Annotated in this window: 22 protein-coding genes; 9 read left to right on the plus strand and 13 right to left on the minus strand. The window is 42.3% G+C overall.

The annotated features are described in order from the left end of the window. Positions 1-313 precede the first annotated feature (313 nt). The 3 genes from glnE to FHK88_RS10090 all read right to left on the minus strand — a co-directional run bounded on the left by glnE (position 314) and on the right by FHK88_RS10090 (position 5,722). Positions 314-3,214, minus strand: coding sequence for a bifunctional [glutamate--ammonia ligase]-adenylyl-L-tyrosine phosphorylase/[glutamate--ammonia-ligase] adenylyltransferase (glnE, locus tag FHK88_RS10080; protein WP_227430623.1), 2,901 nt, complete (start codon positions 3,212-3,214; stop codon positions 314-316). Positions 3,215-3,370: 156 nt separating this feature from the next. Next, positions 3,371-3,916 carry a phosphatase PAP2 family protein gene (locus tag FHK88_RS10085; protein WP_227430857.1) on the minus strand — a complete coding sequence of 182 codons (546 nt, stop codon included), beginning with the start codon at positions 3,914-3,916 and terminating at the stop codon, positions 3,371-3,373. Positions 3,917-4,285: 369 nt separating this feature from the next. Further along, positions 4,286-5,722, minus strand: a complete 1,437-nt coding sequence (locus tag FHK88_RS10090; RefSeq protein WP_227430624.1) for a glycosyltransferase family 4 protein — start codon at positions 5,720-5,722, stop codon at positions 4,286-4,288. Between the two features lie 183 nt (positions 5,723-5,905). Between FHK88_RS10090 and tusD the strand changes: the two genes are divergently transcribed. The 6 genes from tusD to FHK88_RS10120 all read left to right on the plus strand — a co-directional run bounded on the left by tusD (position 5,906) and on the right by FHK88_RS10120 (position 10,099). Further along, on the plus strand, positions 5,906-6,328 hold the full coding sequence (gene tusD, locus FHK88_RS10095) for a sulfurtransferase complex subunit TusD (RefSeq protein ID WP_227430625.1): 423 nt from the start codon (positions 5,906-5,908) through the stop codon (positions 6,326-6,328). Between the two features lie 31 nt (positions 6,329-6,359). Further along, on the plus strand, positions 6,360-6,680 hold the full coding sequence (locus FHK88_RS10100; RefSeq protein ID WP_227430626.1) for a hypothetical protein: 321 nt from the start codon (positions 6,360-6,362) through the stop codon (positions 6,678-6,680). Positions 6,681-6,730: 50 nt separating this feature from the next. After that, on the plus strand, positions 6,731-7,096 hold the full coding sequence (locus FHK88_RS10105; protein WP_227430627.1) for a hypothetical protein: 366 nt from the start codon (positions 6,731-6,733) through the stop codon (positions 7,094-7,096). A gap of 94 nt (positions 7,097-7,190) precedes the next feature. Beyond that, positions 7,191-7,559, plus strand: a complete 369-nt coding sequence (locus FHK88_RS10110) for a TusE/DsrC/DsvC family sulfur relay protein (RefSeq protein ID WP_227430858.1) — start codon at positions 7,191-7,193, stop codon at positions 7,557-7,559. A gap of 103 nt (positions 7,560-7,662) precedes the next feature. Further along, the gene (locus tag FHK88_RS10115; protein ID WP_227430628.1) at positions 7,663-8,568 is read left to right on the plus strand and encodes a biotin--[acetyl-CoA-carboxylase] ligase; all 906 of its coding nucleotides are present in this window, start codon (positions 7,663-7,665) and stop codon (positions 8,566-8,568) included. Between the two features lie 109 nt (positions 8,569-8,677). Beyond that, a complete protein-coding gene (locus FHK88_RS10120; protein WP_227430629.1) occupies positions 8,678-10,099 on the plus strand; it encodes an FAD-binding oxidoreductase in 1,422 nt (473 codons plus the stop codon). 104 nt (positions 10,100-10,203) lie between these two features. Here FHK88_RS10120 and FHK88_RS10125 read toward each other — a convergent pair whose 3' ends face one another. Then, positions 10,204-11,379: an isovaleryl-CoA dehydrogenase gene (locus tag FHK88_RS10125; protein WP_227430630.1), complete on the minus strand. Its 1,176-nt coding sequence runs from the start codon at positions 11,377-11,379 to the stop codon at positions 10,204-10,206. Between the two features lie 130 nt (positions 11,380-11,509). On the opposite strand from FHK88_RS10125, the gene FHK88_RS10130 reads away from it, so the two are divergent. Further along, entirely contained in the window at positions 11,510-11,671 is a 162-nt protein-coding gene (locus FHK88_RS10130) for a hypothetical protein (protein WP_227430631.1), read from the plus strand. Here the strand turns inward: FHK88_RS10130 and FHK88_RS10135 are convergent. From FHK88_RS10135 to FHK88_RS10170, 8 genes are all read right to left on the minus strand, one after another. Next, positions 11,633-12,550 carry a hydroxymethylglutaryl-CoA lyase gene (locus FHK88_RS10135; RefSeq protein ID WP_264480660.1) on the minus strand — a complete coding sequence of 306 codons (918 nt, stop codon included), beginning with the start codon at positions 12,548-12,550 and terminating at the stop codon, positions 11,633-11,635. The two genes, FHK88_RS10130 and FHK88_RS10135, sit on opposite strands and share 39 nt — an antisense overlap. A 53-nt stretch (positions 12,551-12,603) precedes the next feature. After that, positions 12,604-14,826 carry an acetyl/propionyl/methylcrotonyl-CoA carboxylase subunit alpha gene (locus FHK88_RS10140; protein ID WP_227430632.1) on the minus strand — a complete coding sequence of 741 codons (2,223 nt, stop codon included), beginning with the start codon at positions 14,824-14,826 and terminating at the stop codon, positions 12,604-12,606. A gap of 116 nt (positions 14,827-14,942) precedes the next feature. Then, positions 14,943-15,791: a hypothetical protein gene (locus FHK88_RS10145; protein WP_227430633.1), complete on the minus strand. Its 849-nt coding sequence runs from the start codon at positions 15,789-15,791 to the stop codon at positions 14,943-14,945. A gap of 23 nt (positions 15,792-15,814) precedes the next feature. Next, positions 15,815-16,636 (minus strand): enoyl-CoA hydratase/isomerase family protein, encoded by an 822-nt coding sequence (locus tag FHK88_RS10150; protein ID WP_227430634.1) that lies wholly within the window; start codon positions 16,634-16,636, stop codon positions 15,815-15,817. 66 nt (positions 16,637-16,702) lie between these two features. Then, positions 16,703-18,313, minus strand: coding sequence for a carboxyl transferase domain-containing protein (locus FHK88_RS10155; protein ID WP_227430635.1), 1,611 nt, complete (start codon positions 18,311-18,313; stop codon positions 16,703-16,705). Between the two features lie 266 nt (positions 18,314-18,579). Further along, complete coding sequence (locus FHK88_RS10160) at positions 18,580-20,340, minus strand: AMP-binding protein (RefSeq protein ID WP_227430636.1); 1,761 nt, start codon at positions 20,338-20,340, stop codon at positions 18,580-18,582. A 249-nt stretch (positions 20,341-20,589) separates the two neighbouring features. Beyond that, a complete protein-coding gene (locus FHK88_RS10165) occupies positions 20,590-21,018 on the minus strand; it encodes an acyl-CoA thioesterase (protein WP_227430637.1) in 429 nt (142 codons plus the stop codon). Positions 21,019-21,204: 186 nt separating this feature from the next. Next, the gene (locus FHK88_RS10170; protein WP_227430638.1) at positions 21,205-21,783 is read right to left on the minus strand and encodes a tRNA (cytidine(34)-2'-O)-methyltransferase; all 579 of its coding nucleotides are present in this window, start codon (positions 21,781-21,783) and stop codon (positions 21,205-21,207) included. Between the two features lie 210 nt (positions 21,784-21,993). Between FHK88_RS10170 and FHK88_RS10175 the strand changes: the two genes are divergently transcribed. Continuing rightward, on the plus strand, positions 21,994-22,134 hold the full coding sequence (locus tag FHK88_RS10175) for an entericidin A/B family lipoprotein (protein WP_227430639.1): 141 nt from the start codon (positions 21,994-21,996) through the stop codon (positions 22,132-22,134). Positions 22,135-22,410: 276 nt separating this feature from the next. Here the strand turns inward: FHK88_RS10175 and hemW are convergent, their stop codons facing one another. Beyond that, positions 22,411-23,634, minus strand: a complete 1,224-nt coding sequence (gene hemW, locus FHK88_RS10180; RefSeq protein ID WP_227430640.1) for a radical SAM family heme chaperone HemW — start codon at positions 23,632-23,634, stop codon at positions 22,411-22,413. A gap of 139 nt (positions 23,635-23,773) precedes the next feature. Here hemW and FHK88_RS10185 point away from each other — a divergent pair, with 139 nt between their 5' ends. After that, on the plus strand, positions 23,774-24,247 hold the full coding sequence (locus FHK88_RS10185; protein WP_227430641.1) for an EVE domain-containing protein: 474 nt from the start codon (positions 23,774-23,776) through the stop codon (positions 24,245-24,247). Positions 24,248-24,314: the final 67 nt, after the last annotated feature.

Raw genomic sequence — 24,314 nt, forward strand, 5'->3', positions numbered from 1 at the left:
AGGGTCTGTTGAATTTTCACCCTGTTAGGCTAATATCTACAGGGGATACAGCTACTTTTACTTTCATATCAAAATTGGCTAAATTTGCCTTATTCTGTGTTAATGAACTGGTTAATATCCCGATATTACCTGCGTTCATTTCCTTGACTAAGTCAAATTTATATCAATTTTTCCTATGAAGATGAATGTTCAACAGACCCTAAAACTTATCTAAAAAAGTAGTTATGTTATTGAATATAGGCTCTTAAAGTTGCACCACAATCAGCGATTATAGCACCCTGCTCAGTATGAAATAAATGTTTTTATATTTCTACTACATATCATCTACTTTATCAGTTTGCACCACAGCCTTTTGCTCTACACACTCAGCCCCGATAAAGTGTTGCCATTGTGCTTGCACAAACTGGCGAGTCTCACGCCAATGCACCTCTTCAACCAGTAGTGTTTCTTTGGCTAAAGCAAGCTGATGCGTAGCTGCTCGAATCCGTAAATAAGCATCTGTTAGCTGTTGGCAAGTCTGCTCAGACCAAATGCCCAACTCTGCCAACATCTCAAAGATACGCACATTATCTGTCCATCGAGTCAAACTTGGATACTCATGCGCATACGCCAATACAGCAAACTGTGCCAAAAACTCAATATCAATGATACCGCCTGCATCTTGCTTTAAGTTAAACATGCCTGCCTGCTGTGTTGATTTGTCACTACCCAGATGATTTTGCATTTTAATACGCATACTGGCGACTTCGACACGCACTTGCTCTAAAGGACGAGGCATGGTCAAAACAGAGTGACGGATTTCACGAAACTTAGTCATGACGTTTTTGTCACCACAAATCGCCCTTGCACGTACAAGCGCCTGATGCTCCCATGCCCACGCTTTTTCACGCTGATAATGCTCAAAAGACTTGCTAGAGACGACCATCATGCCTGCATTACCAGAGGGACGTAGACGCATATCAATCTCATAAGCACGTCCATCTCGTGTTTGTGTATTAAGATAGTTCATCAGCTTTTGTGCCAAACGGGCGGCAAACTTCATACCACTAACGGATTTTTCACCTGTCGTCATCTCCTGCTCTTTAATCTGATGAATAAATACCAAATCTAAGTCTGAAGAATAGCTCAACTCTAATCCGCCCAACTTACCATAGCCAATAATGGCAAACCCGCTATTTGCCTCTGTCACTGGCGCACCTGTGATACCAATTGGATAACCATGTCGCTTCACCAATTCGGCAAACGCTCGCTCAAGCGCTTTTTCTAACACCACCTCGGCAATATAAGTTAACGAGTCGGACACTTTCATAATTGGACGCTCGGCAAGTACATCACTGGCTGCCACAGCCAATACCTGATTATTTTTAAATAAGCGCAACACACTAAGCAGGTCTTCTTCATCATCTGGCTCTACACGTAGTAGACGCTGACGTAAGATGTCTCTTAGCTCATCTTTATCGGGTAAATGGCGATACCGTTGTTGTAAAAAAGAATCCAACAATACAGGATAACGTGCCAGTTCTCCTGCAATCCACGGACTCACCGACAGCATAGGAATCAGATTTACCGTGGCATTGGGGTTTTCGGTCAACATCACCAAATAAATAGAACGGCGACAAATCGCTTCAAGCAAAGTTAGCAATCGTGGTAGTGCCACATTTGCCATACCCAGCTCACGCTCATGCTCAATCAAAGCATATACCAAAGCAGGATACGCATCATCCAGCCGTGTTTTTGCCTCTTCTGACAGCCCTGCGACCAGTTTACTATCCCAAAACTGTTGTAATTTGACTTTATTCTCTTCTGTTAAAATCTCTTCAAGCATTGCCAGTTGATTTTCATCTGTCTGGGCAAGATTTTGAGAAGCACTTTGACGCTCAGTTACCATACGGTCAAAGGGAACATGGACATTTTGACGATGTTGATTTAAGACACTCATAAACTGAGCATAATCATCAAAGCCTAATGTAACCGCTAAATTATGTTGCCACTGTGGGTCTGTTGGTAGCTTTTGGGTCTGCTGGTCTCGTATCGCCTGAATACCATGCTCAACCCGACGCAAAAAACGATAGGCAGACTGAAGGTTGGCATAAGTTTCATCATCCAAAAAGTCAAACTCATGCAAGGCTTGCATTGCTTGTAGACAAGCCTTAACCTCAAGCTGACTATGGCGCCCACCATAAATCAACTGGAACGCCTGTACGATAAACTCAATATCACGTATGCCTCCAGCCCCTAGTTTGACATTATCCAAATCTTCACGTTGTGCCACTTGGTTTTGAATCAAGGACTTCATCTCTCGCAAAGCAGAAAAAGCGCTATAATCCACATAATAACGAAACACAAAAGGCTTAATCAGTGCATTAAGCTGATGCGCAAACTCATCTGACACTGGATTAACAATACGTGCTTTTAACCAAGCAAAGCGCTCCCATGCCCGCCCATGATTGGTAAAATACTTTTCCAAAGCAGACAAATGAATTGCCAAATCACTACCATCACCCCACGGTCTTAGACGCATGTCGACTCGAAACACAAAGCCATCTGCCGTATTGGTATCCAGTAGCTTAATAATCCCCTGCCCCAGCCGAGTCATAAAGCGTTTATTATCAATGCTTTTCGTTCCTTGCTCACGACAGCCATCTGTCTCACCACGTGCCTGATGTACAAAAATCAAATCAATATCACTGGATAAGTTTAACTCCTGCGCTCCAAGTTTTCCCATCGCCATAATTGCCATGTCATCATATTGGCGGTTACCGTTGGCATCAATAAACGTGGGTCTGCCATAACGTGCTATCAGATGTTCATAGGTATATTTTTTTGCAAAGCTAATACAACCATCAGCGAAGTCTGACAGCTCTTCAGTCAATTTTTCTAATGAAATTATGCCTATGGCATCTTGCCAAATCCAACGCGTCATCAATAGTTGTCGCAAATGACGTAGCCCTTGAATCACGCCTGCCTCATCAGCCACTTCAAAATTATCATCCAAAGTATAGTCTTGAATTAAATCATCAATTTGCTGGCGGGTTAAAGTAGCGTGTAACGGATAACTGCGTAAAAACTGCTGTACAGACTGTGACTTATTTTGCCAAATCTGATACGCATACTCACTGGCAGTTTTTAATTGCTCGACTTGATGCTCGCTTGGCTCAATAGATGCTGATACATCTAAAACTGTGGACTGGCTAGGGTCAGAGGAAACAGACATGATAATACTCTCCTGATATGGCTGTCGAATAAGGCATAGAATCTATCAGACTATCATATCTAGCTGTCTGCATGAATAACGATTATTTGATTATTATTAACCCATCAGGCATTAGAGACTATATACAAGTATAAAAACTCATTATTTACATCAAGTTTACAAAACACTTAACAAAAATGATGCTAATAACGGCGCACAGCTAGCCAGTAGATAGCCAATCATCGCACCCACCACAACATCAGTTGGATAATGCAAACCTAAAACCATACGAGACAGTGCCACACATAGCACAAATGGCAACATAACCCATAGTAACGGTGGATAATAACTGCCTAATATTGTGGTAAATAATACTGCCTGCAACGTATGTCCCGAAGGAAAGCTAAACATATCTAGTGGGCGTTCACCAAGTACAATAACCTGATGCACTTGATAAGGGCGAGGACGCACAGTTTTGAGTTTTAGCAACTTATAAATAATGAGTCCTACTAAACTAATCAGTGCTGTTGTTAAAAGTGGAATCAATGCAGACTTACCATAAGTCACAGCCACTACCAGTAGCATGGCATACCAAAACCACCCATCACCCAGACGACTAATCACCTTAAAAAACTGTGCAATTCTGCCATTATGTGAATAACGATTGATACGAATACATAACCGTGTATCCCAGTGTAGTATCTGATTGGCATATGTCAGCAAAGCGGGGTAACGGTTAATATAAAAGGCAATGGGATTTGCCGATATATCTAGATATGGTAAGTCATATTGTAATGGCTGAGATAGTTGGGGTAGTTGAGACGGTGTGTCTTTTTGAGTTTTTAGGTTTTGTTTGTGGCTTTGTTTGCATATATTCTTTAGGTCAAACTGACAGTTGGAGTTGGGAATAAATACTGCTTGAGTGGTATCAATGGGAGGTATTTTTTCCTTTTTGGAGTAGTGCCTATCAGCAGACAGTAATGGTGGGTGACATATATTAAGCTGACATTTTTTTACCATAACTGACTCCTAAATTTGCAGAAATTATATTTATAATCAAAGAGCAACAAACCAGCTTTATATGAAACCTTTTTAAGTGGACAATGCTGTATCACGCTCCTTTTGAGCAATTGCTGGCTTCACTACTTTTTTGTTTATCATTTCTCGATTTTTAGCATCTAGATATACATGAGATTGAGCAGATGACGGTATTGATAAACTGAGACTGGTAGCAGATAAATCTGGCAATGGCATACTATCAACTTTTGGATGAGATTCAGTGCAGTTTATCGGTAAATTATGTATGACCGACATAAACATATGTTGCATTTGCTCTGCAGGGCGTTGCCATGAATAAGAAGCAACTTTTAAACGAGCCTGCTTACCCATCTTTTGTAACTGGCATGCTTTGGGCAATCCAGCCACCATATCAATAAATGCCTGTGATTTACCAAGTGGTACTAGTTGACCACACTGACTATCAACCAACAACCCTGCACTGGCATCATCAAAGGCAAAGACAGGCAAGCCACTTGCCATCGCTTCGGTCACCACATTACCAAATGTCTCTACCTGACTGGCAAACACAAACGCATCGGCACTGGCATAATGCTCTGCCAACTCTTCTCCCACCTTCATTCCTGTAAATATAATGTCATCACTGCTTTGTATCGCCAGTGCTTCTAAACGAGAACGGTCTGGTCCATCCCCGACAATAATTAGCTTCATCGCACGGTGTAACTGCATACTCTGTAATGATTTAAATGCTTGAATAACCAAGTCAACGCCCTTTTCTGGTGACAGCCGACTGACCATTAAGAGTACACTATGATGTTGTTGCACCTTCCATGAGTCACGCAGTTTTTGACTGCGTCGGCAAGGGTGATACTGCTTTGTATCCACACCTCGCCCAACCTGAACTAAGCGTTTAAACCCTAGCTGATGCAGGTCATTTTCTGTTTTTTGACTGGGGACACAGGTTGCATCTGACCAATTATGCAACCACTTAAAATATGCCATCATTGGACGAGCCACCACACCCAAACCAAAGTGGCGACTAAAATCATGAAACTGGGTATGATAGCCTGTCGTGACCGGTAACTTAAGTTTTTTTGCCACACACAAAGCAATCAAACCCAAAGGACCTTCTGTCGCAATATGAACCACATCAGGGCGGATTTTTGTTATATAATTTTTTAATACTTGATAGCTGGGCAGACCAAATTTTAACTGTGGATATCGAGGAATGGGAACACCTTTAACAAATGCATGATGGCGTAAAGGTGACTGCTCAGCAAGTAAAGTTTGTGCTGACTTTTCTTGCAATGTTTTGATGCGTTTTACCTCAAAGCTGGGTTGTAGTAAGCTGATTTGATGTCCCATATTTACCAGTTGGCACACTATCTGATATAAACTCATGGCAACACCGTTTATATCTGGTTGCCATGTCTCTGTGACTAATAAAATATGCAGTGTCTCTGTTGCTGAGCTAGCTGAAGATGACTGTAAAAAAGTATGTGAAGCCCTCATAACCCTATCCTTTCTTATTTTTATCATCCTCACTGTAGCAATGCTGATTGACAATTTGATGGCAGTTTTATCGCAGTTTGATGACAGTTATCTAGCTTGCACTTAGCATTTATCTAGGTTTTTGGCTTATTTTTTGTCATAATAGAGACAATAAATAACCCTTTATAAAACTGATTGATTATCATGGCTGAACCTACTGCAAAAGACTCTATATTACTGCTGATTACCAAGCACCCAAATCACCCACTTGCTATCCAAGCCATTGATTATGCACGCACTTATTTACAGATGCAGTCTCAAGCTAACCGCCCACTACCCAAACTAGATATTTTCTTTTATGCAGAATCTGCCCAGATTGCTAACTGCTTACGTTGGCAACCAGCCGACCAAGTGAACCTCACCAGTCAATGGCAAGCACTACATCATACATTTGCTATTGAATTACCAGTTTGTGTGAGTACCGCACTGGCTCGGGGAGTTTGTGATACAGACAATGCCAGCCGACATCAACTACAAGGGGAAAATCTGGCAGATGGCTTTCAGCTGGTTGGACTAGGTGACTTAGCCGATAAAATGCACCATGCACAAAAAGTCATTCAGTTTTAAAACTGAGCGCTAACTCAAGGATACAGCCAGTATGCTACTTATTCGACTCACTACACCCACAGAGCAGGCTTGCTATGAAGGCTGTGCATTGGCACTAACCCTTGCAACCTTTGGGCATGAAGTTCAGCTATATTTAGACAGCGCAGTCTTTGGTGTTTTACTCCAGCCCAGCAGTCGCCTACATGGTATGATAAAATCACTAGAGCTGTATGACTTACCACCTGCATGGCTTCCGCAAGAGAATAGCAGTGGTTGGCTAATTGGTATGCTACCTGCTGGCGTTGCCTCGCAAGTGTGTTTAGTACCGACAGACGCACCAATAAAAAATGCCACACAAGTACTTAGCTTTTAACCCTTTATCTATTTTCTTCCACATTTACCATCATCTAATATTAGACCAATATGACTACTTTATTTCAGTTTCATAGCACAATTGACCGACTACAAGATGATATCTACCAACTCGCCACCTTATGGCGTCATGGTGACAAACTGCTGTTATTAGGTGATAGTATCGCTTATATTGACTGGATAATTGCTTATATTGATGAAATCAAAATAAATGAGATAGATACGAAAGAGAGCCTGTCTAACTTTGATATTGATACTACCACTGCCCTTTATGTTCGGGTACAAGATGTCGAACAGCTCGATAACAACACTGTTTCCATGCTAGAGCTAGAAAAAAAAGGCATACATCTATTAGATAATCAGGATTGGGTTGAGTTAACTTTACAAGTGGATAAAGTCATCACCTTGTCATCTTAGTTTTGTCGTCTTAATTTTGTCATCTGAGTCTTATCGTATATTTACTAGAATCAATAGTCACCCTTAAAACCAGCATAAAGGTATGTCTCAAGCCATGTCTCAAACTCAGTCCAACCCAGAATCTGTATCCAACAATACTACTGCTACAACAAACCTGACTCTAGATAGTGAAGGACACCTTTGTGACCACAATGAGTGGACAATCGAGGTTGCCCAACAGCTTGCCGATACCTTAGAAGTGACCTTAACTGAAAAACATTATCGTATCTTGGCACAAGTTCGCCAATTTTTTACTGAGTTTAATCATCCCCCTGCCACGCGTCCCCTAATCAAATACTTAATGCAGACCCTACCTGACGACAACATCAGCAATCAAGAGTTACAGCGTCTTTTTAATACAGGTTTGGTTGCCCGTCATGTTAATCGTATTGCAGGATTACCCAAACCACCCAACTGCCTATAGTCAGCTCAATATATTTAACACTAACCACTTTCAAATCTAACTGGCAGTGTTTTCTCTAACTTTGAGTCACTACTTTTTACCCAACTCATATTATTTAACTATCATGACTTCATTGCTTACCCGTCTCAATCATTATCATGTCGAAGCCATTGACTCAACCAATAGCACTTTAATTCAACGTGTTAAAACACAGCAAATAGAGTCAACCCTACCCCACCTATTGACCGCATCCACCCAAAGTGCAGGACGAGGGCAACACCAGCGTAGTTGGCAATCTCCAAAAGGCAATGTCTATCTTTCCCTATACTATCCATATCATTCTGCCATCACTGGTCTATTATCGCTGATTGTTGGTTGTGAATTGGTGCAAATGCCTGTCATCACCGAGCTCAATCAACTTCGTCAACATAAGAACCTGCCCAAAATAGGCGTAAAATGGGCAAACGATATTGGCTTTTATGAACACACAAGTGATGCACACGGCTTGTACTTATTTAATAAACTGGCAGGCATTTTAATTGAACCCGTGTGGCAAGTTGGTCAACTTTTTGGTGTGGTTATCGGCGTTGGCATGAATATTCATACCGCCCCCATACTCAACTCTAAAACCCAAGAAGGTATGAGCTATCAAGCCACAGCACTGGCAAATCTATACCCAAGCAAACCAAGTAAAGAGGATAACAGCCAGAATCAGGATAATAGAAATCATGGTCATAGCAGCCAGTCTATGATTGAGATGACCGAGCTTTATACTCAAATTGCACAAGCACTGACTAACGCTATGCAACGCTTTGACCACCTACAAAAAACACCTGAAGCCATTGACTTATTTTTATCAAAATTTGCGCAAACTGATGTTTTAGCAGGGCGACAAATTCAAGTCAGCCAAGATAACAAAACACAACAAGGTAGCGCTCAAGGCATTGATAGACATGGCTGTCTACAGTTACTCAACACTGATGGTAACATCATGCCCTTATTTACAGGTAGGATTGATGTGACTGGATAAAATGATGATACCTTACCATACATTAAAAAGTGTATCATTTTGACCTATCCCATTGAAAAATATTAAGATATATACAATCAGCATTTAATCAATAAGGTGACTTATTATTATGATTCAAGAATCCACGCAAACCGCCCAGCCAAAACGCACCTCACAACAAGCCATTGAGCTATTAAAACAACGCTTTGGCAATCAACTTAGCACCAATATGACCGTTCGAGAGCAACACGGACATACCATGACATGGCTACCCAATCAACCACCTGATGCTGTCCTAACTGTTAAAAATAAACAAGAAGTGAGCGAAGCGGTGAAAATCTGCCATGAACACGACATGCCTGTTATTGCCTTTGGTATCGGCTCATCATTAGAGGGGCATTTAAATGCTCCGCATGGTGGCTTATGTATAGACATGCACCAGATGGATGAGATTTTGCAGGTGAATAATGAAGACTTAACTGTGACCGTTCAGCCCGGTGTCACTCGGGAACAGCTCAATCATTACCTACGTGATACAGGGCTATTTTTCCCCATCGACCCCGGTGCAAATGCCAGTATCGGTGGTATGGTCGCCACTCGTGCCTCTGGTACTAATGCAGTGCGATACGGCACAATGAAAGATGTGGTACTATCGCTAGAAGTGGTGATGGCAGATGGTGAAATTATCCGTACTGGCACGCGTGCGAAAAAATCTGCCGCTGGTTATGACTTAACCCGATTGTTTATTGGCTCAGAGGGTACACTGGGTATTGTCACCGAAATCACCTTAAAACTGTTTGGTATTCCAGAAACCACAGGCAGCGGTATTTGCCACTTCCCCAGTATTGAAGATGCTTGTGGGGCAGTGATGACAACCATTCAGATGTGTTTGCCGATTGCTCGTATTGAGCTGTTAGACGCTTTGCAAATTAAGGCGTGTAACCAATATGCTAATTTAGAGTTGCAAGAAACGCCGACCTTATTTGTGGAGTTTCATGGCACTGAAAATGGCGTCAATGAGCAAGCCGAACTATTTGCCGATATTATCGAAGAGTTTGGTGGTACAGACTTTCATTGGGATACCAATGAAGCAGAACGCAAACGCTTATGGACAGCCCGCCATAATGCCTATCACGCTGCCTGTGCCTTAAAGCCCAATGCCCGAGCATTATCGACCGATGCGTGCGTGCCAATCTCTCGCCTTGCTGAGTGTGTCAGTGCTACCGCAAAAGATATTGCCGATGCTGGCATGATAGGTCCTATCGTTGGACATGTGGGTGATGGTAACTTCCATGTGCTACTACTGGTTGATAATGACAATCCTAAAGAAGTACAAACGGCTGAAGAGATTATCGGACGCTTGGCGGAACGAGCCATTGCGATGGACGGTACTTGCACAGGTGAGCATGGCATCGGGCAAGGTAAGCAAAAATATATGCCCAAAGAGCATGGCAATGCTCTAGCTGTGATGCAGGCAATCAAATCTGCCCTTGACCCAAAAAATATCATGAATCCGAGTAAGATTTGGGATACGGGAATGATTGGAACATAAGGTTTTGCTATACAGGCTTTTATACTTCTAACACTAAAAAACCCGACCATAAAATCGGGTTTTTTAGTGTTAACTTATATAAGATAAAATCTATCTATTGCTATTTATTTCGTCTCATTAAATAACTCACGCCCAATCAGCATACGGCGGATTTCGCTTGTACCTGCACCAATCTCATACAGCTTAGCATCACGCCATAGGCGACCAAGTGGATATTCGTTAGTATAGCCATTACCACCAAAGATTTGGATGCCCTCACCTGCCATCCAAGTGGCTTTTTCGGCACACCACAAGATAACACTGGCACAGTCTTTACGCACTTGACGGCTATGCCCTGCTCCAAGCTGGTCAAGGTTTTTACCGACAGTGTATAAATAGCTGCGTCCTGCCTGCAAGACGGTATACATATCCGCCACTTTACCTTGGATAAGCTGAAACTCACCGATGGACTGCCCAAATTGTTTACGGTCATGAATATATGGAATGACGTTATCCATCACTGCCTGCATGATACCCACAGGACCTGCCGCCAATACCGCACGCTCATAGTCCAAGCCACTCATCAATACTTTAACGCCATTGTTTAGACCACCTAGGATATTTTCATCGGGAACAAAGACATTTTCAAAGGTCATCTCGCCTGTGTGACTGCCCCGCATACCCAGTTTGTCGAGTTTTTGTGCAGTACCAAAGCCTTCCATGCCTTTTTCGACCAAAAAGGCGGTGATACCTTTTGCCCCAAGTTCAGGGTTGGTTTTAGCATAGACGACCATTACGTCCGCATCAGGACCATTGGTAATCCACATTTTGGTACCGTTTAATACATAGCCACCATCTGCTTGGGTCGCTTTTAGCTTCATACTGGTCACATCTGAGCCAGCACCGGGCTCACTCATCGCTAATGCACCGATAAATTCACCACTAATCAGTTTGGGCAAAAACTTTTGCTTTTGGGCTTCATCGCCATTACGTTTGATTTGGTTAACGCAGAGGTTGGAATGAGCACCATAGCTTAAGGCAACTGAGGCAGAGGCTCGGCTAATCTCTTCCATGGCGACCATGTGGGCAACATAGCCCATATCAACTCCGCCATATTGCTCAGGTACGGTGATGCCATGTAGTCCAAGCTCACCCATTTTTTGCCATAAGTCCATTGGGAACTGGTCACTGCTGTCAATTTCGGCAGCTCGTGGGGCAATTTCACTGTCTGCAAAGCTACGTACGCTGTCTCGTAGGGCGTTGATGTCGTCACCAAGTTGGTAGTCTAGTCCTAAGTTCATAAGTATTTCCTTGTGTTGGATGGTTGATTGGTTGTTATATACAGCTATGTATCGTTATATACGGAATATACGGAGCGTTGCTGTTATAAGGCTTTTTAGCCCCGATAGTAGCGGTATCCTGACGCAGACGATGGCGATGCGGACTGTGGCAGGGGGTGGTGTCGAGGTAACAGCAACACCCGCTGACACATTAGTACGCACGCCATCGGCTCGGCAGATACAAGCGGATAGCGGGATTGGCTACTATTTATTTCTATTTACGTTTGTTAATCAAGGCACGGGCGACTCGTGAGCCATTGTCTCTGCCTAAAAATTCACTGATGCGCTCGCCAACGCTGACCAGTTTGTCAAGGTCGATGCCTGTTTTGATGCCCATGCCGTGGAGCATATAGACGACGTCTTCGGTGGCGACATTACCCGTTGCCCCTTTGGCATAGGGACACCCGCCCAAACCTGCAACTGAAGTATCAAATTGACTGACACCAAGCTGTAAGGCGGCAAGGGTGTTGGCAAGGGCTTGCCCGTAGGTATCGTGAAAATGCCCTGAGACGTTGGCAACATCAATATAATCAAAGGCGGATTTTAGGGCGTTTTGTACTTTGATGGGCGTGCCAACGCCAATGGTATCAGCGATGCCCAAATGCTCTGCACCAATGTCAATCAGTTGTTTACAAACATAGGCAACTTGACTGGGGGTAACCTCACCTTCATAAGGACAACCTACCGTACAAGAGATAACACCTCGCACTTTAAAGCCTTGGGCTTTGGCAGCGGCAGCAACGGGAGCAAAACGCTCAATGCTTTCAGCAATGCTACAGTTGAGGTTTTTTTGGCTAAAGGCTTCACTGGCTGAAGCAAAAATCACCACTTCATCGGGGCGATAGGTGACAGCATTGTCAAAGCCGCGCATATTGGGTACGAGTACGGAGTAGCAAACATCGTCACGGCGGTTTTGGGCAATGTGTGCCATGATGTCGCTGTTATCTGCCATTTGCGGTACCCATTTGGGCGAGACAAAGCTGGTAGCTTCGAGTTTTTTGATACCTGCATCAATCAAACCATCAATAAGCTGTAGTTTGACTTCTGTGGGGACGGGCTGTTTTTCGTTTTGTAAGCCGTCTCTTGCACCCACATCAATAATGGTGACTTGCTGGGGGTAGTCTATGCTCATAGCAATATCCTTATACCTTGCGATGGTTAAAAATTGGCAACTTAGTCGGCAACTTAGTCATCAATCGGGGTCAGGCGTAATAGCTCATCGCCATCGGCAACAAGGTCGCCTGCCGCAAATAATAGCTCTGCGACCACGCCATCGCTTGGGGCAGTGATGGTATGTTCGATTTTCATCGCTTCGATAACGGCTAATGGCTCACCTTGTTTGACACTATCCCCCACAGCGACTTTAAAGGCAACCACTTGCCCCGGCATGGGTGATTTTAGGCTACCGCCTGCTTGAGCTTCTTCGCCTGTGTTGGCTCTTGGGTCGATTAGGATAATGTGTCCGCTACCATTATCAGCAAATACGGCGATATTTTCACCATTATGAGAGGCATTTGCACTACTTGGGTGTTGCCAACTTTGCACGCTTTGGCGTATGCCATCAAGCCATAAGATATGGCTATGTTTATCTTGATTTTGATACTCAATCTGCCCTGTATATAGTGGCTCGCTGTCTTTTTGCTCACTGGCTTTTTGCTGATTCTCCTCTTTCTCGTCGCCTTCTAACGCCTGATTTTGATAAATGGTTAGGGTAAATTGTCCCTGACTTTGACTCTGACTTTGAATATCAGCAGTGGTGTTATCTTTAGGCTGCCAGTTACTAAGGGTTGCGGTTAATGTTAATTCCTTATTGCTACTTTGAGCATTTTGGTCATCTTGTGAATCGCTCTGATAATCCTCAACAATCAATTGGAAATGGCGTTGATACGGGGTATATGCTCGCCAGCCTGACTGTTTACTAAATGGGTCATTGCTTTGTCCAGTCGCTTGTCCTGTACTTTGACCGCTACATTCGCTGGCAAGTTTTTGGCTAATGGCAGTTGTCACCAATAACGGCAATGATAACCGTTGCTGATGGAACAGATGCTGTTTTTCTCGCTCAATCAGTGCAGTGTCTAAGTTGGCTTGTGAAAAAGACTCGGTTGCCAAGATATGACGCAAAAATGCCACATTATTAGGCAGTCCGACAATACGAGTCTGAGCTAAGGCTTGGTCAAGTTTGGCTAGGGCTTGCTCACGACTGGGGGCATGCACAATCAATTTGGCAATCATCGAATCATAAAAGGGGCTAATCACATCACCTTCACCAACACCATCGTCGATGCGTACATTAGCGATGGCAAAGCTTTGATGTTCAGGCTTTTGATAAGTAAATAGCGTACCTGTGGCAGGTAAAAATTGATTATCAGGGTTTTCGGCACAGATACGCGCTTCGATGGCATGACCGTTAATTGTTAGCTCATCTTGACGCTTGGGCAGTGGCTCACCTGCTGCCACTCGCAATTGCCATTCGACCAAATCCACACCTGTGATGGCTTCCGTGACGGGATGCTCCACCTGTAAGCGGGTATTCATCTCCATAAAATAAAAGCTCATCTGACCTTGACGCTGCTCAACGATAAACTCTACCGTTCCTGCACCGACATAGTTAACGGCTTGGGCAGCATTAATGGCAGCTTGCCCCATTGCTTGACGCATATCTTCATCAACATCAGGGGCGGGGGCTTCTTCTAGTACCTTTTGGTGGCGACGCTGTACTGAGCAATCACGTTCAAACAAATGCACATAGTTACCATGTTTGTCACCAAAGACTTGAATTTCAATATGGCGAGGCTTGAGAGCATATTTTTCTATTAATACATTGTCATTACCAAAACTGGTAATGGCTTCACGGCGACACGAATCCAGCAAGCTAATAAAATCTTCACTACGCTCAACGAGTCGCATACCTTTACCACCACCGCCTGAACTGGCTTTGATAAGTACAGGATAGCCAATTTGATCAGCTTGCTGATGCAAAAATTCGGGGTCTTGATTATCTCCATGATAACCGGGGATAAGCGGTACTTGTGCTTGTTCCATTAATCGTTTGGACTCAGCTTTTAGCCCCATCGCAGTAATTGCCGAGGCTGGAGGCCCAATAAAAGCAATACCTGCATCTTCACAAGCTTGAGCAAAGGCATCATTTTCACTTAAAAATCCATAGCCGGGGTGAATGGCTTCGGCATTGGTTTGTTTGGCAATCTCAATAATGGCATCACCACGCAGATAGCTGTCTTTGGGCGATGAGCCACCCAAATAGACGGCTTCATCACAGACACTAACGTGCTTGGCATCACGGTCAGCATCTGAGTACACCGCTACGGTTCGAATACCCATGCGTTTGGCTGTGGCAGCCACACGGCAAGCAATTTCTCCACGATTGGCAATTAAGATTTTTGAAAACATAACCTTCCTTGTTTTGGCTAGACCTTGTTTTGGCTAAATAAATATATTGCGACTTATTTGGCTACTTAAACAACTTTCTACTTATTTCTACTTAAATTTATAACTGAGTCGAGGTATTAACGTACATACTTATTACTGTGTGCATCAAATGTTAACCAATAGCTTTCTCGGGTTGTCGTCGTTTTTGACTCTACTGGCTCACCCTCAATGGCTGGGGTCACCTGATGAATTAAGTTCACTCGTAATGGATAAAAACCATTACTCATTTTACTTGTATCTAATATTTTGACGTTACCTTCCGTTTCTGTCCACTCTTCATATCCCATATAACTGTGGCTAAGCTCCAATTCAGCAACGTCTTGAATTTTATTGCCAATCGGTGCATACATCACCCATTGACTGCTGCTTTCTCCACCTGCTCCTGAGCCATAAAACTCACCAACCCAGCCAAATTTATCGGCTCCCACAGCCACCAACTTAAAGCCATCATCACCATTACTCATACTCATTTGTGACTTGCCCCATTGTCCATTGGGAATATAAGGGGTACTGGCAGACAAGCGCCATTGACCATTAGTTGGCTGTTGACCTAATATAAATAAGCCATCCAATCCTTGACTGACATGTCCTATAGGCTGCTCGTCATCTTCGACCATGTCACTTGATACCATCATATACAGAGTAGGCTCACCATTGACTGTTTTTTGGGTGATGCTATCAATCTTCATGCAATATCTATCTTGATAAGTAGTGCCATAATCTGTGGTGTATTTATAGGTATATCGCAAACATTGATGCTGATTATCATAATCATTGCCATAATATTGAGTCAAAATCTGCTCAATTTTTGTCACCGCCTCGGTGGGTAGTTTTTCAGATGGCGTTGGCTCAGCTTGCACTACATGGCTAGTTGCCAATAATGCTAACGATATCAGCAAATAACTAACATTTTTTGAGTATTTCATATATAAATTTGCCTTATCTATATCTATCCCAACCAATTTGGCTTACGCTTTTGCAAAAATGCCTGTACGCCCTCTTTACCTTCATCAGAGGCACGAATATCGGCAATGCCTTCTACCGTATACTGTATCAATGACTCATCAATGTCTTGATAAGCCACATCATCGAGCAGTTTTTTACACACACTGAGGGCATTGGGGCTTACTTTACACAGTCTTTGGCTAATATCGGCTACCACATCCTGTAACTCTTCTTCACTGACCCGCTCATGAATTAAACCAATTCGCCTTGCTTCTTTGGCATCAAATACTTCTGCGGTCAAAAAGTAACGTCTAGCAGCACGTACACCCATCGCCTGTACCACATAGGGGCTAATGGTCGCAGGTACTAAACCCAATCGAACTTCACTTAAGCAAAAGCTGGCAGTTTTCACAGCGATTGCCACATCACAAACTGCGACCAGTCCAACACCACCTGCGTAGACATCACCTTGAATGGCAGCCACTGTTGGCTTAGGGCAATGATAAATGGTGCTAAGCATCTGTGCCAGTTTGTCCGCATCAGCAAGGTTCTCACTACGGTCATAATCTGCCATCGCCCGCATCCAGTTTAAATCTGCCCCTGCACAAAATGCCTTGCCCGCCCCTGTTAATACAATGGCTCGTACTTGAGTATCTGTACCCAACTGACTAAAGACTTGCTGTAACTCAGCAATGACTTCATCATTAAAAGCATTGCGTTTATCAGGACGGTTTAGAGTGACAGTTGCCACTTGATTGTCAATAGTGACCAATAATGTATTAAAGCCCTGATAGCTGTTTTTCTGGCTATTTTTCTGATTGCTCATAATAGATTCTCTTTTTTATGCCCTTTTATTTTATACCCTATTATATTGCTATGTTACAGATTCACTTTACATTCTAAAAATACCATACGTGGTATCGTCAATTGGTGCGTTATACGCAGCACTTAGCCCTAATGCCAATACTTGTCTGGTATCTGCTGGGTCAATGATACCATCATCCCATAAGCGAGCCGTGGCATAATAAGGATGTCCTTGAGCTTCGTACTGCTCACGAATGGGGGCTTTAAAGGCCTCTTCATCCTCCACACTCCAAGTCTCACCCTTACGCTCAAAGTTATCGCGTTTCACCGTTGCCAATACGGAGGCGGCCTGCTCTCCTCCCATCACTGAAATGCGGGCATTGGGCCACATCCACAAAAAGCGTGGACTGTAGGCACGACCACACATACCATAGTTACCTGCCCCAAATGAGCCACCCACTATCACTGTAAATTTCGGAACACTAGCATTTGCCACCGCCATCACCATTTTTGCCCCATGACGCGCAATGCCCTCATTTTCATATTTACGCCCGACCATAAAGCCCGTGATATTTTGTAAAAAGACCAATGGAATTTTTCGTTTACAACACAGCTCAATAAAGTGTGTGCCTTTTTGTGCCGACTCACTAAACAAAATACCATTATTGGCAATAATACCCACTTTCATACCTTCGATATGGGCAAAGCCACATACCAGCGTCGTGCCAAAACGGGCTTTAAATTCATCAAACTCACTGGCATCGACAATACGAGCAATAATCTCACGAATATCAAAAGGTTTGCGGGTATCCGTAGGAATAATACCGTATAGCTCTTTGGCATCATACTTAGGTGGACGAGGGCTGATTTGATTGGGGATTTGCTTAGCAGGACGATTTAAATTAGCCACAATATCCCGTGCTAGTGATAAAGCATGCGCATCATTTTGTGCCAAATAATCGACCACACCTGACAAGCGGGTATGCACATCTCCACCGCCTAAGTCTTCAGCACTGACTTCCTCACCCGTAGCAGCTTTGACCAGTGGTGGCCCACCCAAAAAGATGGTACCTTGCTCTTTGACAATGATGGACTCATCACTCATCGCTGGTACATATGCCCCACCCGCCGTACAGCTACCCATCACCACCGCAATTTGTGGTATACCTGCCGCCGACATATTGGCTTGGTTAAAAAAGATACGCCCAAAATGCTCTTTATCAGGGAATACTTCGTCTTGGTTAGGTAGGTTTGCCCCCCCTGAATCCACCAAATAGACACATGGTAAGTTATTTTCTCGGGCAATCTCTTGCGCACGTAGATGTTTTTTCACCGTCATTGGATAATAAGTACCACCTTTAACCGTGGCATCATTACACACAATCATACACTCAACGCCTGCAATCCGCCCAATACCAGCAATCAACCCTGCCGCAGGAATATCAGCATCATACATATTAAAGGCTGCCATCGGCGAGATTTCCAAAAATGGCGTACCCGCATCAAGCAATTGCTCAACCCGCTCACGAGGCAACAACTTACCTCGAGCCAGATGCTTTGCCCTTGCCCGCTCTGAGCCACCAACAGCAATGGTTTTTAGATGTGCATACAAATCATCCACCACCGCTTGCATGGCAGCCGCATTTTGCCCAAATTCGGCAGAATTAACACTCAATTTACTGGTAATTACAGAAGTCATAAATGCTCTTTTTTAGTGAATATTGGTTAATACTAATAAATAAATGGGATTATCTATAATTTGCCCAATGTCTTTTCTTTATAGTCTGCCTAATATAAATCCACCACGGTGTTAACCTCACTTGATGTACTACTTGTACTATCTTCACTCAGTTGCCTTGTGGTGAAATTATATTAGATTGACTATATCAAAAAGTCTTAATCTCAAAGCTTTAAATCAAAAGCTTTCATTTAAACGCCTTGATTTACTGACCTTTAACCAAAAGACTATTCTAATCCCAACTCTGCTATCATCGCTTCAACAATTTTGTATTTTTGGATTTTACCCGTAATAGTCATCGGATATTCCTCAACAAAGCGATAATATTTCGGAACTTTATAATGGGCGATGTTATCTCGGCAGAATTGCTTGACCTCTTCCTCGGTCAACTCAGCATCTTTTTTGGCGATAATCCACGCTGCTAATACTTCGCCATAATGGTCATCTGGGACGCCGACAATCTGCACATCACGAATTTTTGGATGGCGGTATAGATAGTTTTCAATCTCCACAGGATAGATATTTTCACCACCACGGATAACCATATCCTTACTACGTCCAACAATCTTAATATAGCCTTCTTCATCCATCACTGCCAAATCACCTGTGTGCATCCAGCCATCTTGGATTGCCTCTTTGGTTTTAAAGCGACTGCCCCAATAGCCTTTCATCACCGAATAGCCACGAGTCAGTAATTCACCAGTCTCCCCAATCGGCACAACTTCGCCTGTTTCAGTATCGACAATTTTCACCTCAATATTAGGTTGTACCAAACCCACAGTTGAGACTTGTTTTTCAAGCGGGGTATGCTCATTGGTTTGGCAAGACACAGGGCTGGTTTCGGTCATACCATAAGCGATGGTGACCTCATTCATATGCATCTCATTAATGACTCGACGCATCACCTCAATCGGACAGCTTGAGCCTGCCATAATGCCTGTACGTAGTGTCGATAGGTCATATTTTGCAAAGTCTGGATGGTCAAGCTCAGCAATAAACATCGTTGGGACACCATGTAAGCCCGTACACTTCTCTTCCTCAACCGTTTGCAACACGGTTAACGGCTCAAAACCATCATTTGGATAGACCATACAACCGCCATGGGTTAGCACTGCCAAATTGCCCAGCACCATACCGAAGCAGTGATATAACGGCACAGGAATACACAGCCTGTCTTCATGGGTTAGGTTCATCGCCTCACCGATAAAGTAGCCGTTATTTAAAATATTGCGATGAGTCAGCGTTGCCCCTTTGGGTGTACCAGTTGTGCCACTGGTAAACTGTACGTTAATTGGGTCAGTATTTTTAAGGGTTGCTTGACGCTCCGCCACTCTGGGGTCATCGGCATCACCTTCAGCAAGCCAGTTAGAAAACTTCTGCATAAAGCCAAAGGTTTCATCCGTATCTGGCTCATCAATCCAAATGATACGCTCAACGGTCGGAATTTCTACCAAATCAAGCTGATGATATGGCTTGTGGTAAATCTCAGGGCATAGCTCACGGATAAGCTGAGCATAATCACTGCTCTTAAAATGACGCATCAGCACCAATACCGAACAGCCCAACTTATTTAACGCATATTGCAATTCAAAGGTACGATACGCAGGGTTAATATTCACCAAAATCACCCCAACCTTTGCAGTAGCAAGCTGTAGCAATAGCCACTCAGCATTATTGTGCGACCAAATACCCACACGGTCACCCACCTCAAGCCCCATTTCAATCATGGCACTGGCAAGCTGATTGACCTGACGTTGAAGCTGACGATACGTCCAGCGAATATTTTGCTGACGTACTACTAAGGCTTCACGCTCGGGATATTTATCACAGATGGCATCAAAAAAATCACCAATGGTCGCCTCAATTAACGGTACTTGAGGTCCTTTATCATGGCTCATGGTCAGCGGGGCATTGGCAGATTTTGCCCCCATATTGATTTTTGGTAGGTTATCTAATAAGGCTAGTGTGTCTGAATTTGCAGAAGTCATAACGAATCCTTTCGTTGAGTGTGTATTTTATAGTGAGTTGTATAATGAATTATCATATTCCATTATGGATTATTAATTAATATACCGTTACCTAATTATTAATGTCAACAATAATGATACAAATAATCTCATTAAATACATTAAGTTTATTGGTATTCAACATAAAGAATGACAACTTTTTCCCTCAGGTTGTTCTTACTTTATCATACAAATAGCATCGAGTTTGATAATAAGCTCATCCACATTTACCTAGGGTGCGTTAAACAAAAGTGACTGTCCTTTTTTATAAATATCAGCAGGAAATGGGCAAGCTTTGCGTTTGTGTGGGTCAATACAAACAGCAGTGAGTGTGCAAGAAGCACAATGTATATCCGTTTCAGCGTTATATAACTTCTGCTCTACTGTCACTGACTTTTCACTTATTTTGGCAATATAAGACTCAATATAAACCACATCACCTGCCAGCAACTCTTTAAAATAACGAATATTCTGCTCAACTGTTGCCATAGCAATATCACCTTGACGCAATAAACTTGGCGTAATACCCATCTGGTTAAATGCGTGCCAAATAGACTGCTCAAATAACTCACCATAAGCCCGAATATTAACATGACCCATGTGATCACATTGCCAACTATGCACCATGCCACGTCCTGTGGCAAATACCTTGTCACTCATTTTATCTTCCCTTTTTATACCATCCCTTTTTATAATAACTAAATTATCATCGCTATATTCGTCACTATGGTCAATTCAAGATAATACTGTTACATCGTCAAACTCGCTCATAGTACCTGCTTTTATAAGTACAGTTACACCTTCACTCGGTTGCCTTATGGTGAAATGATATTAGATTAACTATAGCTACTTAGGGTCATAAGGGGTTAAATCCTCATAACCGACACTTGCACCCATATCTCCAACAAATCCCTGCTGTCGCCATACCTCATACAGACAGATTGCTACCGTATTTGCCAAGTTTAGGCTCCGAGAATCTGGCAACATTGGTAATCTTAACCAATTACTTGTACCAATATCTGTCCGCACTTCTTCTGACAGTCCTGCTGTCTCTGAGCCAAAAACCAACGCCACATTTCGTGTCTGCGACTGCATCTCATGTTCACTTTTATCCGTGTCCCTCTTTTGAGATAACATATCAAAGTTATACTCATAAAAAGGCAAACTTAACTTCGTTGTTAAAGCCACCACCGTATCACAACCCTGCTCTTTTAAGCAGTGATAAGCACTTTTCCAGTCCTTATGAACATTAAGATGAGCATACTCATGATAATCCAAACCAGCACGGCGCAATTTTTTATCTTCTAACTCAAATCCTAATGGCTCAACCAAATGCAATTTTGCGCCTGTATTCGCACACAAACGAATAATATTACCTGTATTACTTGGCATCTTTGGATGAACCAATACAATATGAATACTCATAAATTTTTAGCCTTTTAACCTTTTATAACAACAACTTAACATTTATAAATTTCTTTACATTTTATACTTTGACAAAGTAATAATTTACTCTATGATGAATAACTAAGCTCAATTTAACTTATAAATATTGTATTACTTTTATTGATATTTTAATTAATAAATTGGCTTAAAAACTCACTAAATATGATGTTTGTTTATAAGGAATAAATTATGAAAAAAGTTATTCTTGCTTCTTTAGCCGCAATGATTGTACTAACCGGTTGCAATACATTTAAAGGTATGGGAAAAGACATTTCAAATGCAGGTAATGATGTTACTAAAGCAGCTGAGGATGTTGAAGAAAGACTATAAAATATGATTTACATCGTTTTTTGATTAATATCATACTTTACATCTTTCCTGTTTGATTAAATTAAAGACTTGTCGTTATATGGCAAGTCTTTTTTATTGTTATTTAAACATTCAAACATTTTTTCTTTACTCATTTCATTAAACTATCAACTACTGACACTATCAATTATTTTCTTATATAAAAGTAAAATATAACCATATCCCTTATTGATATTATCCTGAAGTAGTAACGGGTGGAATATCAACAGACCCTAGTTATAGACCCTAGTTATCAGTCTAAATAAAAGCTTGCATCACATGATTTAAATAACGCTGTCCCATCATTGTCGGTGCAATAATGTCATCATCTTCTATCAATAGCCCACGTTTTTTTAACGATTGCCAAATATCTTCTATTTGGGAAAAATCTTGTCCTGTACGTTGATAAAATAATGACTTATCAATACCTTGTGTAAGACGTAATGTATTCATCATAAACTCACCTGCCAGCTCATCTTGTTTGATTGCCTGCCAACCAATCAATTTTGGATACTGCACAAAGTTTATATAATCTTTTGGCTGTCGAGAGCGACTAAAACGATAGATACCACCTGCTTGCTTATCTTGTCTTTGTAGACTTATTTTACCATGCGCCCCTGCTCCGATTGCTAGATAATCTCCAAACTGCCAATAATTCAGATTATGGCGACAAGGATTATCATCTCTACCTACCCAAGCAGAAATTTCATAATTATGATATCCCATTGCAAGTAACTGCTCACGTCCACGCTCTTCAATATCTGCCAGTGTATCTTCACTCGGTAATACAGGGGTTTGACGATAGAACACTGTATTTGGCTCAATGGTAAGCTGATACCATGATAGATGGGTTGCACCAGCTTCATGCGCTCGTTTTAGATCATCGAAAGCTTCTGTCACGGTTTGATTAGGTAAGCCATGCATTAAATCGACGTTAACTCGCCTAAACCCTGCTTTTCTGGCAGAAGCAATGGCTTTTTCAGCTTGCTGAGGATTATGAATACGTCCCAACTTTTCTAAGTGCAGAGTAGAAAAGCTCTGCACACCAATAGATAGCCGATTAATGCCCACCTCTAGATATTGGGCAAAAGGGGCATGCTCTAATGTACCGGGATTTGCTTCCATTGTGACTTCAATATCATCACTAAGAGGTAAGTTTGACTGTAAATATGCAAATAATCTTTTATATTCTACAATAGGTAGTAATGAAGGCGTACCACCCCCTATAAATATGCTACTAATTTGACGATTTTGTAGCCACGGTATTTGCTCATCAATATCCGCCATCAAAGCTGTCACATAGTCGTGATACACCCGCAAGTCTGGTGTTTTTTGAGCATGCGAATTAAAGTCACAATACGGACATTTACGCACACACCACGGAATATGAATATATAGTGCCAATGGTATTTTTGAAATATCCAAAACAGGCTGTACATGATGATGAAGGGTCGGACGGGTATCAGTATGCTCAAGACTCATAAAACTGGCAAATATATCAATTCAAAACTCTGCTAGGATACTCTGTATCTGTTACAATGAACACCCTATTGCAACGTTTTTTCTACTTATTACTATTTATATAGGAAGCTGTATCAACTTCCTAACAAAAGGAATATAGATGAACTACTGGTTAATGAAGTCTGAGCCAAGCAGTTTTAGTATTGATGACCTACAACAAGTTGACTTTGAGCCGTGGGATGGGGTGCGTAACTATCAAGCACGTAATTTTATGCGAGATGATATGAAAGTCGGTGATAAAGCATTTTTTTATCATTCTAATGCAAAAAAAATTGGCATTGCGGGTGTCATGAGTATTGTTAAAGCAGGTTATCCTGATCCCACTCAGTTTAATCCAGAATGTGGTTACTATTATGATCCAAAATCTAGTGAAGAAAACCCTCGCTGGTATTTAGTCGATGTCTGCTTTGAGCAAGCATTTCATGATATCCTACCCCTATCTGAGATAAAAAAACTGCCAGAGCTGGATGATTGCCCATTGACTCAAAAAGGTAACCGTCTGTCTGTTATGCCTCTACAAGAGAAACATTGGCATGCCATCATCACATTGGCACAACAAAAACAACTCATCTAAAACTTTCTAGTTGTAAACTAGGGTGTGTTAAATAGCCCCTAACATACATCGACTGTCATAAAAACTT

The organism is Psychrobacter sp. I-STPA6b (assembly GCF_020662265.1).
Lineage (GTDB): Bacteria > Pseudomonadota > Gammaproteobacteria > Pseudomonadales > Moraxellaceae > Psychrobacter.

Excerpts from the sequence above, each read along its gene's own strand:
- glnE (WP_227430623.1), bottom strand. The coding sequence starts at position 3,214 with ATGTCTGTTTCCTCTGACCCTAGCCAGTCCACAGTTTTAGATGTATCA.
- FHK88_RS10090 (WP_227430624.1), bottom strand. The coding sequence starts at position 5,722 with ATGAGGGCTTCACATACTTTTTTACAGTCATCTTCAGCTAGCTCAGCA.
- tusD (WP_227430625.1), top strand. The coding sequence starts at position 5,906 with ATGGCTGAACCTACTGCAAAAGACTCTATATTACTGCTGATTACCAAG.
- FHK88_RS10100 (WP_227430626.1), top strand. The coding sequence starts at position 6,360 with ATGCTACTTATTCGACTCACTACACCCACAGAGCAGGCTTGCTATGAA.
- FHK88_RS10105 (WP_227430627.1), top strand. The coding sequence starts at position 6,731 with ATGACTACTTTATTTCAGTTTCATAGCACAATTGACCGACTACAAGAT.
- FHK88_RS10110 (WP_227430858.1), top strand. The coding sequence starts at position 7,191 with ATGTCTCAAACTCAGTCCAACCCAGAATCTGTATCCAACAATACTACT.
- FHK88_RS10115 (WP_227430628.1), top strand. The coding sequence starts at position 7,663 with ATGACTTCATTGCTTACCCGTCTCAATCATTATCATGTCGAAGCCATT.
- FHK88_RS10120 (WP_227430629.1), top strand. The coding sequence starts at position 8,678 with ATGATTCAAGAATCCACGCAAACCGCCCAGCCAAAACGCACCTCACAA.
- FHK88_RS10125 (WP_227430630.1), bottom strand. The coding sequence starts at position 11,379 with ATGAACTTAGGACTAGACTACCAACTTGGTGACGACATCAACGCCCTA.
- FHK88_RS10130 (WP_227430631.1), top strand. The coding sequence starts at position 11,510 with ATGGCGATGCGGACTGTGGCAGGGGGTGGTGTCGAGGTAACAGCAACA.
- FHK88_RS10135 (WP_264480660.1), bottom strand. The coding sequence starts at position 12,550 with ATGAGCATAGACTACCCCCAGCAAGTCACCATTATTGATGTGGGTGCA.
- FHK88_RS10140 (WP_227430632.1), bottom strand. The coding sequence starts at position 14,826 with ATGTTTTCAAAAATCTTAATTGCCAATCGTGGAGAAATTGCTTGCCGT.
- FHK88_RS10145 (WP_227430633.1), bottom strand. The coding sequence starts at position 15,791 with ATGAAATACTCAAAAAATGTTAGTTATTTGCTGATATCGTTAGCATTA.
- FHK88_RS10150 (WP_227430634.1), bottom strand. The coding sequence starts at position 16,636 with ATGAGCAATCAGAAAAATAGCCAGAAAAACAGCTATCAGGGCTTTAAT.
- FHK88_RS10155 (WP_227430635.1), bottom strand. The coding sequence starts at position 18,313 with ATGACTTCTGTAATTACCAGTAAATTGAGTGTTAATTCTGCCGAATTT.
- FHK88_RS10160 (WP_227430636.1), bottom strand. The coding sequence starts at position 20,340 with ATGACTTCTGCAAATTCAGACACACTAGCCTTATTAGATAACCTACCA.
- FHK88_RS10165 (WP_227430637.1), bottom strand. The coding sequence starts at position 21,018 with ATGAGTGACAAGGTATTTGCCACAGGACGTGGCATGGTGCATAGTTGG.
- FHK88_RS10170 (WP_227430638.1), bottom strand. The coding sequence starts at position 21,783 with ATGAGTATTCATATTGTATTGGTTCATCCAAAGATGCCAAGTAATACA.
- FHK88_RS10175 (WP_227430639.1), top strand. The coding sequence starts at position 21,994 with ATGAAAAAAGTTATTCTTGCTTCTTTAGCCGCAATGATTGTACTAACC.
- hemW (WP_227430640.1), bottom strand. The coding sequence starts at position 23,634 with ATGAGTCTTGAGCATACTGATACCCGTCCGACCCTTCATCATCATGTA.
- FHK88_RS10185 (WP_227430641.1), top strand. The coding sequence starts at position 23,774 with ATGAACTACTGGTTAATGAAGTCTGAGCCAAGCAGTTTTAGTATTGAT.